Annotated in this window: 12 protein-coding genes; 11 read left to right on the top strand and 1 reads right to left on the bottom strand. The window is 62.4% G+C overall.

Annotated features, from left to right (window positions below; genetic code table 11):
- The first annotated feature begins 78 nt into the window (after window positions 1-78).
- The 11 genes from AC07S6_RS21470 (at window position 79) to AC07S6_RS21420 (ending at window position 13257) form a co-directional block, all read left to right on the top strand.
- Window positions 79-1038: an AAA family ATPase gene (locus AC07S6_RS21470; protein WP_020301524.1), complete on the top strand. Its 960-nt coding sequence runs from the start codon at window positions 79-81 to the stop codon at window positions 1036-1038.
- A 5-nt stretch (window positions 1039-1043) separates the two neighbouring features.
- Complete coding sequence (locus AC07S6_RS21465; RefSeq protein WP_014718313.1) at window positions 1044-1976, top strand: DUF58 domain-containing protein; 933 nt, start codon at window positions 1044-1046, stop codon at window positions 1974-1976.
- Window positions 1973-2467, top strand: coding sequence for a DUF4381 domain-containing protein (locus tag AC07S6_RS21460; RefSeq protein ID WP_003190798.1), 495 nt, complete (start codon window positions 1973-1975; stop codon window positions 2465-2467). Before AC07S6_RS21465 ends, AC07S6_RS21460 begins: the two co-directional genes overlap by 4 nt.
- Window positions 2460-3548, top strand: a complete 1089-nt coding sequence (locus AC07S6_RS21455) for a vWA domain-containing protein (RefSeq protein ID WP_197884102.1) — start codon at window positions 2460-2462, stop codon at window positions 3546-3548. Before AC07S6_RS21460 ends, AC07S6_RS21455 begins: the two co-directional genes overlap by 8 nt.
- Window positions 3545-5284: a tetratricopeptide repeat protein gene (locus AC07S6_RS21450; RefSeq protein ID WP_495112991.1), complete on the top strand. Its 1740-nt coding sequence runs from the start codon at window positions 3545-3547 to the stop codon at window positions 5282-5284. Before AC07S6_RS21455 ends, AC07S6_RS21450 begins: the two co-directional genes overlap by 4 nt.
- Window positions 5281-6921, top strand: coding sequence for a BatD family protein (locus AC07S6_RS21445; protein ID WP_019820202.1), 1641 nt, complete (start codon window positions 5281-5283; stop codon window positions 6919-6921). Before AC07S6_RS21450 ends, AC07S6_RS21445 begins: the two co-directional genes overlap by 4 nt.
- A gap of 103 nt (window positions 6922-7024) precedes the next feature.
- Complete coding sequence (locus AC07S6_RS21440; protein WP_495112990.1) at window positions 7025-7147, top strand: hypothetical protein; 123 nt, start codon at window positions 7025-7027, stop codon at window positions 7145-7147.
- 101 nt (window positions 7148-7248) lie between these two features.
- A complete protein-coding gene (locus tag AC07S6_RS21435; protein ID WP_254989527.1) occupies window positions 7249-7371 on the top strand; it encodes a hypothetical protein in 123 nt (40 codons plus the stop codon).
- 419 nt (window positions 7372-7790) lie between these two features.
- Complete coding sequence (locus AC07S6_RS21430; protein WP_495112989.1) at window positions 7791-9032, top strand: exonuclease SbcCD subunit D C-terminal domain-containing protein; 1242 nt, start codon at window positions 7791-7793, stop codon at window positions 9030-9032.
- The gene (locus AC07S6_RS21425) at window positions 9029-12667 is read left to right on the top strand and encodes an AAA family ATPase (RefSeq protein WP_495112988.1); all 3639 of its coding nucleotides are present in this window, start codon (window positions 9029-9031) and stop codon (window positions 12665-12667) included. The genes AC07S6_RS21430 and AC07S6_RS21425 overlap by 4 nt, the downstream gene beginning before the upstream one ends.
- On the top strand, window positions 12664-13257 hold the full coding sequence (locus AC07S6_RS21420; protein WP_495112987.1) for a glutathione S-transferase: 594 nt from the start codon (window positions 12664-12666) through the stop codon (window positions 13255-13257). The genes AC07S6_RS21425 and AC07S6_RS21420 overlap by 4 nt, the downstream gene beginning before the upstream one ends.
- Window positions 13258-13602: 345 nt before the next feature.
- Here AC07S6_RS21420 and AC07S6_RS21415 read toward each other — a convergent pair whose 3' ends face one another.
- Entirely contained in the window at window positions 13603-16533 is a 2931-nt protein-coding gene (locus tag AC07S6_RS21415; RefSeq protein ID WP_495112986.1) for a carbohydrate binding domain-containing protein, read from the bottom strand.
- Between the last annotated feature and the right edge of the window lie 4 nt (window positions 16534-16537).

Raw genomic sequence — 16537 nt, 5'->3', positions numbered from 1 at the left:
GCGATGCATTAAAGTAAACGCCCCAGGCCCGGTGTTCTGTCACGACACCCAGGCTCATCTTTCCAGGAACCGTCATCGATGGAACATCGTGAAGCGCTGCTTGCGCTGCGAACCTTTCTTTCTACGCAGATTCTCGGCCAGGAAAAACTCATCGATCGCCTGCTGATCGCCCTGCTCGCTGACGGCCATATGCTGGTCGAAGGCGCACCGGGGCTGGCCAAGACCAAGGCGATCAAGGAGTTGGCCGAAGGGATCGAAGCGCAGTTCCATCGTATTCAGTTCACCCCCGACCTGCTGCCCGCCGACATCACCGGCACTGAGATCTATCGCCCGGAAACCGGCAGTTTCGTGTTCCAGCAGGGGCCGATCTTCCATAACCTGGTGCTCGCAGACGAAATCAACCGTGCCCCGGCCAAGGTCCAGTCGGCCTTGCTTGAAGCGATGGCTGAGCGCCAGGTCAGCGTAGGCCGCAGCACCTATGAGCTGTCGCCGCTGTTTTTGGTGATGGCCACGCAGAACCCCATCGAACAGGAAGGCACCTACCCGCTGCCCGAAGCGCAGCTCGACCGGTTCCTGATGCACGTCAAGATCGGCTTCCCGGACGCCGCCGTCGAGCGTCGCATCCTGCAGCAAGCCCGCGGCGAAGCACTCAATGGCGAAACCAAACCCGAGCGCCGGGTCAGTCAGCAGGCCATCTTTGCTGCGCGCAAGGAAATCCTCGGCCTGTACATGGCCGATGCCGTGGAGGAATACCTGGTGCAACTGGTGATGGCCACGCGCACCCCTGCGAAGTTCGATCCGGAAATGGCCGAGTGGATCGCCTATGGCGCCAGCCCCCGTGGTTCCATCGCCCTGGACCGTTGTGCCCGGGCCCATGCCTGGCTGGCCGGTCGCGATTTTGTCAGCCCGGAAGATATCCAGGCGGTCTTGTTCGACGTGCTGCGTCACCGCATCATCCTGTCGTTCGAGGCCGAGGCCGCCGGTGTCGACCAGGACCGCGTGGTGCAACGCATTCTCGACGTCGTTGCCGTCGCTTGAAGTCGATGAACGCAAGCGATGGCATCCGCGTAACCCTCAGTGAATTGATTGAGATGCGCCACCGCGTGCGTGAGGTGCAGTTGTTCTCCACGCCTGGCCAGCGTAGCCCGCTGGTGGGCCTGCATCACTCCAAGCTGCGCGGGCGTGGCGTCGATTTCGACCAGGTGCGCGTGTACCAGGCCGGCGACGACGTACGCACCATCGACTGGCGCGTGACGGCGCGTACCCAGGAGCCGCACACCAAGCTGTTCCACGAAGAGCGCGAGCGACCGATTTTCATCATGGTCGAGCAAAGTTGCCGGCTGTTTTTCGGTTCGGGGCAAATGTTCAAGTCGGTGCTTGCCGCCCAGGCCGCCAGCCTGATTGGTTGGGCCGCCCTGGGCCACAACGACCGGGTGGGCGGGCTGGTATTCGGCGACAACGAGCACTACGAGATCAAGCCACGGCGCAGCAAGCAAAGCCTGTTGCAACTGCTTAACCGGCTGGTGCGGGTCAACCAGAGCCTGGATACCGAGCGTCAGCCGGAAGCGGATGCCCTGGGCATGGCCTTGCGCCGTGGCCGCGAGGTACTGCGCCCGGGCAGCCTGGTGGTGGTGATCTGTGATGAACGCGCCCTCACCGAAGGCGCCGAGCAACAGCTGAGCCTGCTGGCGCGCCATTGCGACCTGCTGTTGTTGCCAATCTCCGACCCGTTGGACCACGCCCTGCCCGCCGCCGGGCTGCTGCGTTTCGCACAAAGAGGTGCGCAACTGGAACTGGACACACTGAACATCGACCTGCGCCAGGCCTACAAGGCCCAAGCCGAAGCGCGTATCGCCCGCTGGGAACTGCTCGCGCAGAAACTGCGGCTGTTGTTGATGCCCTTGAGCACCCAGAGTGAAATGGTCGAGCAACTGCGCGAATACCTCAACCCGCAACGCCCGGTTAAAAAACCATGAGCAGCCTGGACCAACTGCAACCGCTGATCGCCCCGCCCGCCATTGGCTTCTGGCCACCTGCGCCGGGCTGGTGGCTGTTGCTGCTGGTGATCCCACTGCTCGGTTGGGGCTTGTGGTGGCTGCGTCGTTTCCTGCCGGCCCGCCGCCCTGTGGCCCGCGCCGAACAACCGCTGGACCCGTTGCGTATCGCCGCCCTGGCCGAGCTGGCTTTGATGCCCAAGCCCTACGACGGTGCGCCTGCGGGCGCCTGGTTGCAGCAACTCAACGGCCTGCTTAAGCGCCTGTGCCGTAACGACTACCCTTATAGCCAGAGCCATACCCTCAACGGGCGCAAATGGCTGGCCTTCCTGGACAACCGCTGCCCCGCCGCCGGCCTGACGCGCTGGATGGTGTTGGTGGAAGGCGCCTACAAACCCGAATGCAAGCTCGACGACAAAGCCATCGCCGGTCTCACCCAAGCCGTCGACACCTGGATTCGCAAACATGTTTGAGTTCGCCTGGCCGTGGATCTTCGCCCTGTTGCCACTGCCCTGGGTCATGCGCCTGGTGCTGCCCGTGGCCGACAGCGGCGAACCGGCGCTCAAAGTCAGCTACCTCAGCGACCTCGAAGGTTTGGCCCGCCGCCGTGCCCGCGTCAATCTGCCCGGCTGGCGCCAGCAAGCCCCCTTCGTGGTGCTGTGGCTGCTGCTGTTGACCGCCGCCGCCCGCCCGCAATGGCTGGGCGAACCCTTGCCGATTGCTGCCAGCGGCCGGGATTTGCTGGTGGCCGTGGACGTCTCCGGCTCCATGGATTTTCCCGACATGCATTGGCAGGACGAGGACGTCAGCCGCCTGGCCCTGGTCAAGCACCTGCTGGGAGACTTTCTGGAGGAGCGTGAAGGTGACCGCGTGGGCCTGATCCTGTTCGGCAGCCAAGCCTACCTGCAAGCGCCCCTGACCTTTGACCGCCGCACCGTGCGCACCTGGCTGGATGAAGCGCGCATCGGCATTGCCGGCAAGAACACCGCCATCGGCGACGCCATCGGCCTGGCCCTCAAGCGTCTGCGCCAACGCCCGGCGCAAAGCCGCGTGCTGATCCTGGTCACCGACGGCGCCAACAACGCCGGGCAGATCGACCCGTTGACCGCCGCACGCCTGGCGGCCGAGGAAGGCGTGAAAATCTACCCCATCGGCATCGGTGCCGACCCCGAGCAAACCGGCTCCCTGGGCATCCTCGGCGTGAACCCGAGCCTGGACCTCGACGAACCGGCGCTCAAGGCTCTGGCCGAGGCCACTGGCGGCCAGTATTTCCGCGCCCGAGACGGCGAGGAACTGCTAAAGATCAAGGACACCCTCGACACCCTGGAGCCCGTGGAGCAACAACCCACCCAGGCCCGCCCGGCCCAGGCGCTGTACAGCGGCCCGTTGGCCTTGGCGTTGGTGTTGAGCCTGTTGCTGGTGATCCAGGAACGCTGGCCGAACAACGCGCTGCAGCGCGGCTTCAATAGGCTATCGAGCAGGGGCATCTTTTTGCAGCAACACCCTGAATGGCGCCAGCGCCTACAGCGCCTGCGCTTGCGGAGGCGTCGATGATCGCGCTGTGGCCGCACTGGTTGCGCCCCTGGTGGCTGTTATTGCTGCCCCTGCTTGGCTGGTTGCTGTGGCAGTTGTGGCACCGGCAAAAGCGCGCCGGGCGCTGGCAGATGATCCTGCCGCCGGCGTTCCATGCCGAGTTGCTCAGTGGTGGCAATGGCCGCGAGAGTAAATCGCCATGGGTGGTGCTCGGCATCGCCTGGCTGTTGGCCGTGCTGGCGCTGCTGGGCCCCAGTTGGCAACGGGTTGAACAGGCCAGCCAGAAACCTTCCGACCCCCTGGTGGTGCTGCTGGAACTGACCCCGGAAATGCTCGCCACCGACAGCCCGCCCAACCGCCTGGAACAGGCACGGCGCAAGCTGTATGACTTGCTGCAAGCACGCACCGATGCGCAAACAGCCATCATCGTGTATGCCGGCAGCGCCCATACCTTGGTGCCGCTGTCCGATGACCTGGCCACCAGCCGCAACCTGTTGGAAGCCCTGCGCCCTTCGATCATGCCAGAGCCCGGCCATCGTGCCGATCTGGCTGTGGAAAAAGCCCTGGGCCTGCTCAAGCAAGGCGGTCTCGGCCAGGGGCGCCTGCTGCTGATCGGTTCCTCATTGTCCAAACAAGAGCGCCAGGGCATCCGCCTGCAACTGCAAAGTGCCCAGGCTCCAACGTTGTCGATCCTCGGCATCGGCAGTCGCGAAGGTACGCCGGTGACTCAGGAGAGCGGCGAATTCCTCAAGGACGACCAGGGCGCGATCCTGGTGCCGCGCCTCGACAGCCCGACCCTCAAGGCGTTCGCCAGCGAAATGGGCGGCCGCTACCGTGCGGCGCGCCTGGATGACAAGGACCTGCGCCAACTCGGCATGCTCGACAGCGCCCAAGCCCTGCGCGACGACGGCCAACGGCTGCGCCTGGACAGCTGGGCCGATCAGGGTTACTGGCTGCTTTTGCCGTTGTTGCTGCTGGCCGCGTGCGCCGGGCGTCGCGGCTGGCTGTTCTGCCTGCCCTTGCTGCTGATGGGCGCGCCGCAACCCAGCTACGCCTTTGGGCTGCAGGACCTGTGGCTTCGCCCCGACCAACAAGGCCAGTACCTGCTCAAGCACAAACGCCCGGCCGAAGCCGCCGAACACTTCCAGGACCCGCAATGGCAAGGCGTTGCGTTGTATGAAGCCGGCAATTACGCCGAGGCCATCAAGCGGTTTGCCCAAGGCAGCGACGCCTATTCCCACTATAACCGCGGCAATGCCCTGGCCAAGGCCGGTGAACTTGAAGCGGCCCTTGATGCGTATGAACAAGCCCTAGAAGCCCAGCCCGATTTGCAGCCCGCGCTGAAAAACAAAGCCCTGGTTGAAGCGCTGATGCAGGAGCAAGCGCAGCCCGAGCCGGACCCGCCCGCAAAAAACGCAGATGACGAAACCGCCCAACCCGGCCAAACTGCGCAACCGGGCACCAGCGCACAAACGGCCCAGGACGGCGAGCAATCGTCCCACGGCCAGGGCGAAGCCGGTACCGCTGAGACTCAGACAGGCGCCGCGCCACAGCCAGGCGGTAATGAAGTGCCTGGCAGCGAACTGGGCGACGAGCAGACCACCACGCCGCCACTGCGCCCCGCCGACACACGCCTGGAAGGCGAGCGCCGCCAAGCACTGGAGCAATGGTTGCAGGAGATCCCGGACAACCCCGGCGAGCTGTTGCGCCGCAAATTCTGGTACGAACAGCAACAACATCAGGACACCACTCGATGAGCCGCCGCACCACCCTTTTGCTCCTGCTCGCGTTGTCGGCAGGCCACGCCCAGGCGGCGGACTTGGTCGCCAGCGTAGACCGCAGCCGCCTCAACTCCGGGGAAACGGTGGAGCTGACGGTGCAATCCAGTGATGTGACCCAGTTTGGCAAACCGGACCTGTCGCCCCTGGACGCGCAGTTCGAAGTCAGCGGCACCCGCCAGATCAACCAACTCACCACGCTGGACGGCGACAACCACGCCACCACCCGCTGGATCATCACCCTGTTGCCCAAGGTAAACGGCAACGTGGTGATCCCGCCGCTGCAGGTGGGCGCGCTCAAGACCCAGCCGATCACCCTGCAAGTGGTGGAAAGCGCGAGCCAGAACACCAGCGCCGAACTGGCCCCGGTGTTCATCGAAGCCAGCCTCGACCAGACCAGCGTTTACGTGCAGGCCCAGGCCCTGTTGACCGTGCGCGTGTACCACTCGGTGTCGCTGTATGACGACAGCAGCCTCACGCCCTTGCAGATACCGGATGCTCGTGTTGAACAACTGGGCGAATCACGCACCTATGAAAAGGTCATCAACAGCATTCGCCATGGCGTGATCGAAACCCGCTACGCCCTCTACCCGCAACACAGCGGCGCTGTGGTGATTCCGGCGCAGACCTTCAGCGCCACCCTGGTGGAATCGCGACCGCCCCAGGAAAACACCCTGCAGGGCACCAAGCCGGGCAAGATGATTCACGTCAGCTCCGCGCCCCTGCCCTTGACGGTCAAACCCAAACCGGACGCCTACCCCGCCGACACTCCCTGGCTGCCCGCGCGCAGCCTGACCTTGAGCGAAGGCTGGAACCCCACGCCGGACCACGTGCAAGTCGGCGATTCCCTGACCCGCAGCCTTACCGTGGAGGCCGAAGGCCTGTCCAGCGCACAGCTGCCGGCGCTGCCCGGCACCGAGGTCAACGGCCTGCGCCGCTACCCCGACCAACCAGTGATGGCTAACCGTACCAGCGACCGCGGCCTGACCGGCAGCCGTGAAGACCGCGAAGCCCTGGTGCCGACCCGCGCCGGCGAGCTGGAACTGCCCGCCGTGGAAGTGGTGTGGTGGAACACCCACGAAGATCATCTGGAACGCACCAGTCTGCCGGCGCGCACCGTGCACGTGGCGGTGAACCCCAGCCTGGTGGTGGACACCCCGGCGACACCGACCATCATCACCGCCCCCGACGATGACCGCCTGTGGCTATGGCAACTGAGCACACTGATACTGGCCTGCACCACCCTGCTAGGCTTTGGCCTTTGGTGGCGCGCACGCCGGCAACCGGCGGTACAACGCGCCGCGCAAACCGGCCCCAGCCCACGCACCCTGCTCGACGACCTCAAGCGCGCCACCCAGGCCAACGACCCCCACGCCACCCGCCAGGCCCTCGACGCCTGGGCAAGGCAACAACCCGAAACCCTGGCCGACATGGCCGCACGGTTTGTGCCGCTGTCCGATGCCCTGGATGGCTTGAATGGCGCGCTGTACAGCGAAAGCGGCCAGTACTGGTTGGGTGATGACCTGTGGCGTGCGATCAAAGCCATCCCCGTGGCCGAACGCGAGCAAGACCCGGCCACCGACACCACCAGTTTGCCGCCGCTCTACCCCAAGTAACCCCCGAGCCTGATCGTTCCCACGCTCTGCGTGGGAATGCCGCCCCGGACGCTCCGCGTCCAGGTTTCACGCCCTGTGCAACGGTGACGCAGAGCGTCACGGGATGCATTACCACGCAGAGCGTGGGAACGATCAATGGCGAGCGATCAAGGCCATTCCTGCGGCCGAACGCGAACAAGACCCGGCCACCGACACCGCCAGCTTGCCGCCGCTCTACCCCAAGTAACCCCGAGCCTGATCGTTCCCACGCTCTGCGTGGGAATGCCGCCCGGACGCTCCGCGTCCAGGCTTCACGCCCTGTGCAATGGTGACGCAGAGCGTCACGGGATGCATTACCACGCAGAGCGTGGGAACGATCAATGGCGTGCCATCAAGGCGATCCCCGTGGCCGAACGCGAGCAAGACCCGGCCACCGACACCACCAGTTTGCCGCCGCTCTACCCCAAGTAACCCAGCCTCGACCAACACCACAAAACCCTGTGGGAGCGGGCTTGCCCGCGATGGCGGTGTAACAGTCGGCAGATGTGCTGGCTGATACTCATCCATCGCAGGCAAGCCAGCTCCCACAGTGGATCTGCGTCGCCTGATCGACATGGCCCGCACCCTCGCCGACCGTGCGCTCGATTGCCTGCAACCCAACCCCACTAACACGCCATAACCCCCTAGGAGCGAGCTTGCCCGCGAAAAACTCACAAGCGCCGGGTTTATCCAGAAAACACGCGTTATCGTTGACGTTTTTCGCGAGCAAGCTCGCTCCTACAATCAGCCATCAGGGCTAGCCCACACTCCGTTGATCGCGTCGGCCATGAGTCCGCGTGCACTTTTACAGGTAAACTCCCCTCCTTTTCATCTTCTCCACGGAGTTCGCCTTGCGTCTGTTTCATACCTCCGACTGGCACTTGGGCCAAAACCTCCACGGCCAGGAACGCGACTTCGAACACGCCTGTTTCCTTGAGTGGCTGCTGGGCCAACTCAAGGCACAGCGCCCGGACGTGCTGTTGATCGCCGGCGATATCTTCGACACGGTCAACCCGCCGCTCAAGGCCCAGGAGCGCTTGTATGACTTCATCATCAGCGCCCACGAACAACAGCCGACACTGACCATTGTGATGATTGCCGGCAACCATGACTCCGGTTCGCGCATTGAGCTGCCTGCGCCTCTGATGCGCCGCTTGCGCACCCATGCCCTGGGCCGAGTGCTGTGGCTGGATGACGGGCAACTGGATGCCGACCGCCTGCTGATCCCGCTGCCCAATGCCAAAGGCAAGATCGCCGCCTGGTGCCTGGCGCTGCCCTTCCTGCGCCCGGCGGAAGTCACCGGCGCACAGCTGGGCGATGATTACCTGCGCGGCATCGGCCAAGTGCATGAATGGCTGATCGCGGCCGCCAATGCCAAGCGCAACAAAGGCCAGGCGTTGATAGCCATCAGCCATGCGCACATGGCCGGTGGGTCGGTATCCGAAGACTCCGAACGCAGCCTGATCATCGGCAATGCCGAGGCGCTGCCCGCCACACTGTTCGACCGAAGCGTGGCATATGTGGCCCTCGGCCATTTGCACAAGCCGCAAAAGGTCAATGGCGAGGAGCGCATTCGCTACAGCGGCTCGCCAATCCCCCTGTCGTTCTCCGAAATCGGCTACAAGCACCAGATTCTCGACGTGACGTTCCAGGGCGAACGGCTGGTGGGCTGTGAACCGATCCTGATTCCCCGCTCCGTCAACCTGCAACGCCTGGAAGCCGCGCCCCTGGCCGATATTCTCAAGCAACTGGGTGAACTGCCCGACATCGACCTGCTCGCCGAAACCCAGCGCCACCCCTGGCTGGAAGTGCGCGTGCGCCTCGACGAGCCGCAACCGGACCTGCGCCAACAGATCGAAACCGCCCTGCAAGGCAAGGCCGTGCGCCTGGTGCGGATCGCCGCCGAGTATGCCGGCACACGCGGCAGCGCAGAGGTAGACGATGCGCAACTGATCGAACTCGACCAGCTCACGCCCCAGGAACTGTTCAGCCGCGCCTGGCAAGACAGCTACGGCAGTGAGGTGGATGAACAGACCTTGAAGGACTTCGCCGTGCTGCTCCAGGAAGTACAACAGGAGGGCGAACAGCCATGAAGATCCTCGCCATCCGCCTGAAAAACCTCGCCTCCCTGGCGGGCCCGTTCGAAATCGACTTTACCGCCGAGCCCCTGGCCAGTGCGGGTCTGTTCGCCATCACCGGGCCGACCGGCGCAGGGAAAAGCACCCTGCTCGATGCGTTGTGCCTGGCGCTGTTTGGCGCGGTGCCACGCCTGGGTGACACCGGCCAGGCCAAGATGCCGGACGCCGACACGGATATTTCCATCGGCGACCCGCGCACCCTGATTCGCCGCGGCACTGGCGGCGGCTATGCCGAGGTGGATTTTGTCGGTGTCAGTGGCCGTCGCTACCGTGCGCGCTGGGAAGCCAACCGCGCCCGCGACAAGGCCAGCGGCAAGTTACAGAACAGCCGGCAAAGCCTGATCGACCTGGACAGCGACCAACTGCTGGCCAGCCAGAAAACCGAATACAAGACCCAGCTGGAATTGGCCCTGGGCCTGAACTTCGAACAGTTCACCCGTGCGGTGCTGCTGGCGCAAAGCGAGTTCAGCGCCTTCCTCAAGGCCAATGACAATGAGCGCAGCGAACTGCTGGAAAAGCTCACCGACACCGCGCTCTACACCCAGCTCGGCCGCCGTGCGTTCGACAAGGCCAAAGAGGCCAAGGACGCCCACAAACAGCTGCAGGACCAAGCCACCGGCGTGGTGCCCCTGGCCCCCGAAGCCCGCGCCGAGCTGGATCAACAGTTGGCCCAAGCCCAGCAGCAGCTCAAGAGCCAACAAGCCCAGCTCAAGCAGCTGGAGTTGCAGCACACCTGGCTCAAGGAACTGCGTGAATGGCAGGAGCGCCATCAGCATGCTGTGGAGCAACTGCAACGCGACGAGCAGACCTGGGCCGACCAAGGTCAGCAACGCCAGGACCTGAGCCTTCTGGAGCAGTTGGCACCGCAACGCCATCACTTCCTGCGCCAGGCAGAACTCGCCACCTTGCTGACGCCCCTGGCGGCACAGATTGCCCAGCACCTCGAGCAACAAACCGCCCTGCACACCCGCCAGGAACAGGCGCAACACCAGCAAGTGGCCGCCCAGTCAGCGCTGGCCGAGGCCCTGAAACACCAGGCCGACGCCGCGCCCCTGCTGCGCCAGGCCATCGAAGAGCAAAACACCCTTGCCCATGTGAGCCGCGAACTGGCCAAGCGCAACGAGGAAAAACACCAGCACGAAAGCGCCTGCACCGAAGGCCAGGCCCTGCTCGACGGTTTGCAACACACGCAGGCCCAAGGCACCGAGCGCCTGCAACGCCTGGCCACCGAGCTTGAGCACAGCGCCGCCCTCGCGCCGCTGAGCGATGCCTGGAACGCCTACCGTGACCGCCTGCAACAACTGGTGCTGATCGGTAATCGCCTCAACCAAGGCCAGGCCGAGCTGGGGCAACTCGAACAGCGCGCCAGCGCCGCCATTGAACAGTTCACCCAACAGCGCGAAGCCCTGGATTTGCTCTACCACGAGGCCGGTGCCGAACCGCACGCGGTGGCCGAACAAATCCAGTTACTGGCCAGCCTGCTGCAAGACAATCGCAAGCAACAGCGCGCCTTCGAAGACCTGGCCCGCTTGTGGGACAGCCAGCAACAGTTGGATCAACAGGCAGGTGCGCTCACGCAAAGGCTCGCCGAGGCCGCGCAAAAACGCGAACAACTGAACCAGACCGGCCTGCAAACCAAGGCCGAACTCACCGTTGCCGAACAAACCCTGACGGTGACCAAGCAACTGCTTGAGCGCCAACGCCTGGCCCGCAGTGCCAGCGTCGAGGAATTACGCGAGCAGTTGCAGGATGACCAACCCTGCCCGGTTTGCGGCAGCCACGAACACCCCTATCACCAGCCCGAGGCTCTGCTGCAGAGCCTGGGCCGCCATGATGAAAGTGAAGAGGCGGCGGCACAGAAAGCCGTCGACAGCCTAAAGGAAAAACTCACCGAACTGCGCGGTGAAGTGGGCGGCCTGATCGCTCAGCAAAAAGAGTTCCTGCAACAACAGGAACAGTTGGCCACCCAGCAGCAGGGTTTGGCACCGAGCCTGCAAGCCCACCCACTATCTGCCTCGCTGTTCGCCCAGGACACCCCCAAGCGCAGCCCTTGGCTGGCCCAGCAATTGGCCCAATTGACCCAAAGCATCAGCCAGGACGAACAACGCCAAGGCGCCCTGCTCAACCTGCAACAGAACGCCGGGCGCTTGCAGCAACAATTGCAAGCGGCCCAGGACGCCAGCCAGCAAGCCCGGCAATTGCTGGTGGACCAACAACGGCAACTGGCCGGCGACCGCGAACGCCTGGAGGCGGAACTCAGCGCCTTCGCCAGCCTGTTGCCCAGCGAAGCGCTGGAAGGCTTGCGCAGCGCGCCTGCGGCGACCTTCATGCAGCTCGACCAGCAGGTCAGCCAGCGCCTTGAGCAGTTGGGCCATCATCGCGATGAGCAGGCCGAGCAGCAGGAGCGCCAACAGGCCATCGAGAAACAACACACCCACCAACAGCATCGCCAGCAGCAACTCGACGCCTTGAATCTGCAAGTCGCCGAGCTGGCCGACCAGCAACACGCCGTCCAGGAAAAACTCCGCGCCTTGCTAGGGGACCACCCCAGCGCCGAGCAGTGGCAACAGCAGCTGGAGCAAGCCGTCACGCAGTCGCGCCAAAGCGAGACCGACGCCAACCAGGAACTGCACGCCGTGCACACGGCCCAGGTACAGCTGGCCGCCGACCTCAAGGCCCAACAGCACCACCAGCAGGCATTGGAGGCGGAGCAGCAAGCCCTTGCGACACGCATCGGCGAATGGCGCGCCCTGCACCCAGACCTGGATGATCAGGGCCTGGCACGCCTGTTGGCCCTTGATGAAGCCCAGGTCGCGCAGTTGCGCCAGCACCTGCACAGCAGCGAAAAGGCCGTCGAGCAAGCCAAGGTTCTGCTGCACGAGCGCGAACAGCGCCTGGCCGAACACCAGGCCCTGCACAATGGCAATCTAGAGGCCGAGCAGTTGGACGCCACCCTGGCAACGCTTGAGCAGCAATTGCTCGAGGGTGAGAAACACTGCGCCGAACTGCGCGCACGCCAGTCCGAAGACCAGCGCCGCCAGAATGCCAACCAGGCCCTGGCCGAACAGATTGCCAAGGCTTACGAGCAGTGGCAGCGCTGGGCACGCCTGAATGCGCTGATCGGCTCGGCCACCGGCGACACCTTCCGCAAGATCGCCCAGGCCTACAACCTCGACTTGCTGGTGCACCATGCCAACGTGCAACTGCGCCAACTGGTGCGCCGCTACCGGCTTAAACGCGGCGGCAGCATGCTGGGGCTGCTGGTGATGGACACAGAGATGGGCGATGAACTGCGCTCGGTGCATTCCCTGTCCGGTGGCGAAACCTTCCTGGTGTCGTTGGCACTGGCGTTGGGGCTGGCCTCGATGGCGTCGAGCACCTTGAAGATCGAGTCGCTGTTTATCGACGAAGGTTTTGGCAGCCTTGATCCGGAGTCCTTGCAATTGGCGATGGACGCTCTGGATGGTTTGCAGGCCCAGGGGCGCAAGGTGGCGGTGATCTCCCACGTACAGGAAATGCATGAACGCATCCCGGTGCAGATCCAGGTACAGCGCCAGGGCAATGGCCTGAGCACGTTGGAGGTCAAGTGAGCGAAGCGCTGCTGTATTCGTTCCGGCGCTGCCCGTATGCGATGCGGGCACGGCTGGCCTTGCGTTACTCAGGTGTTGCTGTGCGAATCATCGAGGTGAGCCTCAAGGCCAAGCCGGCCGAAATGCTGGCGCTGTCGCCCAAGGGTACGGTGCCGGTGTTGAGTGTCGAAGGTCGAGTGATCGAGGAGAGCCTGGAGATCATGCAATGGGCGCTGGCGCAGCACGACCCGGATGATTGGCTGCTGCAAGGTGACCCTGCGGTGCTGGCGTTGATTGCCGAGAATGATCAGGTGTTCAAGCATCACTTGAATCGATACAAGTATGCCGAGCGCTACCCGGAGCAGCCGATGGAGCATTATCGGGCCGAGGGTGAGGTGTTCTTGCAGAAGTTGGAAGGCTTGCTGGCGGAGCGTGAGTACTTGCTCGCCGAACACCTGAGCCTGGCGGATGCGGCACTGGCGCCGTTTGTGCGCCAGTTTGCTCATGTGGATCGGGAGTGGTTTGCGGGTACAGCGTATGACCGGTTACAGGCGTGGCTACACCGGTTCCTGGAGTCGCCGCTGTTTATTGCCGTGATGGCAAAGCCCTGACGACACTCAGTGTTGGATTAAAGAATAGGTTTATTTTCATACTTCAGCCTTAGACAAATCCGTCCATACTCTCCCACGCCGAGAGAGTATGGGCCAGACTCACTTCTAAATAAATTTCCTTCGTACCGTCCTATCTGGGCCCAAATCTAATATTGTCTATATGGACAGGACCTTTAACATCTTCTCTAAAGAAACCCAGAGAAATACGAACATATACGTCACCGGGCTGTGTTACAGGAACAACATCGTGCGAGACAGTATGCCAACCCTCCCCCGACCAGTAATAGTCTCTAAGAACTACTGATTTTAGATCAATCTGTCCCGTATTGCCGCACTCTTATTACCTTACAAGAGCATCACCCTGATATTATCAATATGAAAAGAATAATAACCCCCTGTAGGTGATTTAAGAATCAAACTAATTATCATGGAGCTGGCTGAGGGGCTAAAGACTCTCGAGAATGATTGCCATCCACTTGGCGACCAAAAAAAATCAGAGACAATGGGTTGCCCATTTACATATATCGTTAGCTGATAACCATAAGCGGTTGACGCTGTCATTCCGTCAAACGATATTTGATAACTCCTGCCAGCCTGCACGCCATTATAAGTTTTACCTATTCCCGCTGGAGTTAAGGCGTTTGTGTAAGTCGCCAAATAATAGTTGCCGCCTGCCAAGTTAATGTCAACTTCCCCCGTCCCTCTGGACCAGCCATTCCAATCACGATTATTAAATGTCGTCAGATCATTCAGCTTTTCGGAGATAATAGTGTACTCCACTATCGGAAAACGGATGGCCTGGGTTTCATCCTTGCTTGTGCTGACCGCTGCCTTGAGCTCCATCTGCAGCTTGGTGCCATCACCCAATCCATTCAAATAACTACGAGCGATCCCTGGTTCGATTTTTCCGTTAGCGATCCAGGTCGGGTTGACAGCTGCACTGCCCGCCCCGTTGTACACTGTCAGCGAATGATCAACGCCCTTGTCCGTTTTCCCCAGCAACTTCAACCAGACGGGGTAAGGCGCAGTGATAAACGGCCAGACACCAATTTGCCCTGTGGCATTGCCGGTAAACGTAGTCAAGTCCAGTACTTGAGTGGCCGCGTTAGCCTGATTGATCTTGAGCGCCGTTTTGGCCAACTCAGCCTGGGGTATCGGCTTCACGGTCACCGTCAAGGTGCGCGAGGTCGTCGGCTGGCCAGCGCGGGTCACCACATACATGAATGTTACCGTGGTGTCGCTGTCGCGAATATTCGCCGCAATCGCCGCCTTGGAGATATCGAACACCACCTCCTGCAAGGTCTCATTGCCTGGCTTGGCCGGGATATCCGGAGAGCCACCATTGTCGGCACCCTCCATGCTGACTTTGATCGAGTCGTTGTTGCGCATACCCACATAGCTCACCACCAGTTGGGTGCCTTGTTGCACCCTGAGCGGCTCCAGTTCGGCAGTGTCGGGGCCGGTCGTCTGGGCTTCGAGCAAGGTCGGTGGCGGCAATTCTCCCAGGCCACGGCTGATCAGCAGCTCGGTGATCTCAGAATACCGCGGCATCACCTCATCAGCGCGTGTCAACGTGTAGAACACCGTCACCGACTCATCCAGGTTGTTCTCCACGTAGTATTTTTCGATGTAGTGGGTGGTGGTGGCGCCATTCACGGCCACCTGCACCGGCACCTCGGTGCGGGCGCCCGGGCCAATCCAGTACATGCGGATCCAGTCGCCGCGCAGTGTTTCGCCAAACGGCGCAAACACGGTGGCATAGGCGCCTACATCATCCGGATTCAGCTGACCGCTGACCGCCTTGTCGACAATCGGCTTGGGCATCGTACGCTTGATCTGACCCACCACGACCTGCAACCGCAGGGACTCCTGCGGGCGGCCGCCGGGCCGGGTGTGGGCGTAAAATACTTCGGCCAGGTGGCCGTCGAAACGCCGCAGTTCCTCGGGGTATACCGTAAACAACAAATCCCCACCGGGCGTGGGCGGGATATCGTCGACTTCGCGGCCGATGCGATGTTCGATGGTGTTATCGGCGCTGCTGACCCGGAAGATGACTTCGATATAACCGTCCTTCGGCCAGCTCCCTTGAAGGGGGAAGCGTACGGTCGCGTTGACATCCGGCTCGATATGCCCGCCCAGGTCCTCGTCTATCGTCGGCGCCGGCCACCTGACGACTTGCCCAACGACGTCCAGATAGAGCTTTTCGGAAGGCTGTTGCACCGCGCCATTCTGATACAGGGCATGCACACTCGCGCTGCCTTCGGCAATCGCGCTCACCAGCGCGTTGGGAACCTCAAAGGTATAAAGGCCTGCTCTACTGAGTTCTTCGGTGTGCGTATGAGGGATCGAATTGCCTTCACTGTCCAAACCGGCCCAGATCAGCGTCACGTGGGAATAGGCGCTAGTCTCCTGGGAGGTGACCCAAATGGCCACCTCCACATCCCAACTGCCCAGTTCCGCGAGGTCGATTTGCGTACCGGTGTCTGGAAACTGCAGCCACGGCGCTTCGGGGCGCACCTCATTAAGGTGCACATCAATCAACGACACCGCCGACCAGCGCGCCCGCTCCTCCGGTAGATTGCCGCCCGCGTCCCGCACCTGGTAAGCCACGCGCGTCAGCGGGTTATTGCCCGCGGCGCTGATAGTGGCGTAGTCGACGGTCAAGGTGATGTCACGGCCCACTTCCTCGGGTTGGACCCGGTGCAGAACCACTTGCGAGCCCCAGGCCAGAGTGATCAGGTCATAAGCGCGCATGTGTAGCCAGTAGCGAATGATGATCTTGACACCCGCCAGTGCCTGCTGCTGGTTGACGCCACGCAACAAAACCTCCGGTGGGAGCTCATACACCAGCCCCTGGTGGCCGGGCAGACTGTCTTTGTCTTCGCCACCGGGGCGAGACAGGCTGACCCGTAACTTGATTTCTTCGGTGAATGACTCATTACCGCTGCTGCGCCTTAGCTTGCCAAATACCGGGTTGGCCCAGTACTCGACGATACGATGCGCGGGAACGGTCAACGGGATCAAGTCAAGGTTTTCCTCGCCTTCGCGAATCGGCGTAGAGGCTACGGGAACATTACGGTTGCCCCAGTACAGTGAAGCAACACTGCCCGGATTGACGCCATCTTTGGGGTTGATCAGGTAGACCACCAACGGCACCTCGGTATGCCGCAGGCCAATACCGCCATGGGCCCCTTCGATATCGTCGTCAATAACCGGTTCCAACAGCGGTACAACGATGGGCGGCAGGAGGGGGTTACGTATTTTGGTCTTGGGCATGGCG

The sequence above is a fragment of the Pseudomonas sp. GW821-FHT07B01 genome (assembly GCF_059419065.1).
This window is presented reverse-complemented; position numbering and strand designations above follow the sequence as displayed.

What these genes read in the sequence shown, in the direction of transcription:
- AC07S6_RS21470 (WP_020301524.1), top strand. Translation starts at nt 79, where the DNA reads ATGGAACATCGTGAAGCGCTGCTTGCGCTGCGAACCTTTCTTTCTACG.
- AC07S6_RS21465 (WP_014718313.1), top strand. Translation starts at nt 1,044, where the DNA reads ATGAACGCAAGCGATGGCATCCGCGTAACCCTCAGTGAATTGATTGAG.
- AC07S6_RS21460 (WP_003190798.1), top strand. Translation starts at nt 1,973, where the DNA reads ATGAGCAGCCTGGACCAACTGCAACCGCTGATCGCCCCGCCCGCCATT.
- AC07S6_RS21455 (WP_197884102.1), top strand. Translation starts at nt 2,460, where the DNA reads ATGTTTGAGTTCGCCTGGCCGTGGATCTTCGCCCTGTTGCCACTGCCC.
- AC07S6_RS21450 (WP_495112991.1), top strand. Translation starts at nt 3,545, where the DNA reads ATGATCGCGCTGTGGCCGCACTGGTTGCGCCCCTGGTGGCTGTTATTG.
- AC07S6_RS21445 (WP_019820202.1), top strand. Translation starts at nt 5,281, where the DNA reads ATGAGCCGCCGCACCACCCTTTTGCTCCTGCTCGCGTTGTCGGCAGGC.
- AC07S6_RS21440 (WP_495112990.1), top strand. Translation starts at nt 7,025, where the DNA reads ATGCATTACCACGCAGAGCGTGGGAACGATCAATGGCGAGCGATCAAG.
- AC07S6_RS21435 (WP_254989527.1), top strand. Translation starts at nt 7,249, where the DNA reads ATGCATTACCACGCAGAGCGTGGGAACGATCAATGGCGTGCCATCAAG.
- AC07S6_RS21425 (WP_495112988.1), top strand. Translation starts at nt 9,029, where the DNA reads ATGAAGATCCTCGCCATCCGCCTGAAAAACCTCGCCTCCCTGGCGGGC.
- AC07S6_RS21415 (WP_495112986.1), bottom strand. Translation starts at nt 16,533, where the DNA reads ATGCCCAAGACCAAAATACGTAACCCCCTCCTGCCGCCCATCGTTGTA.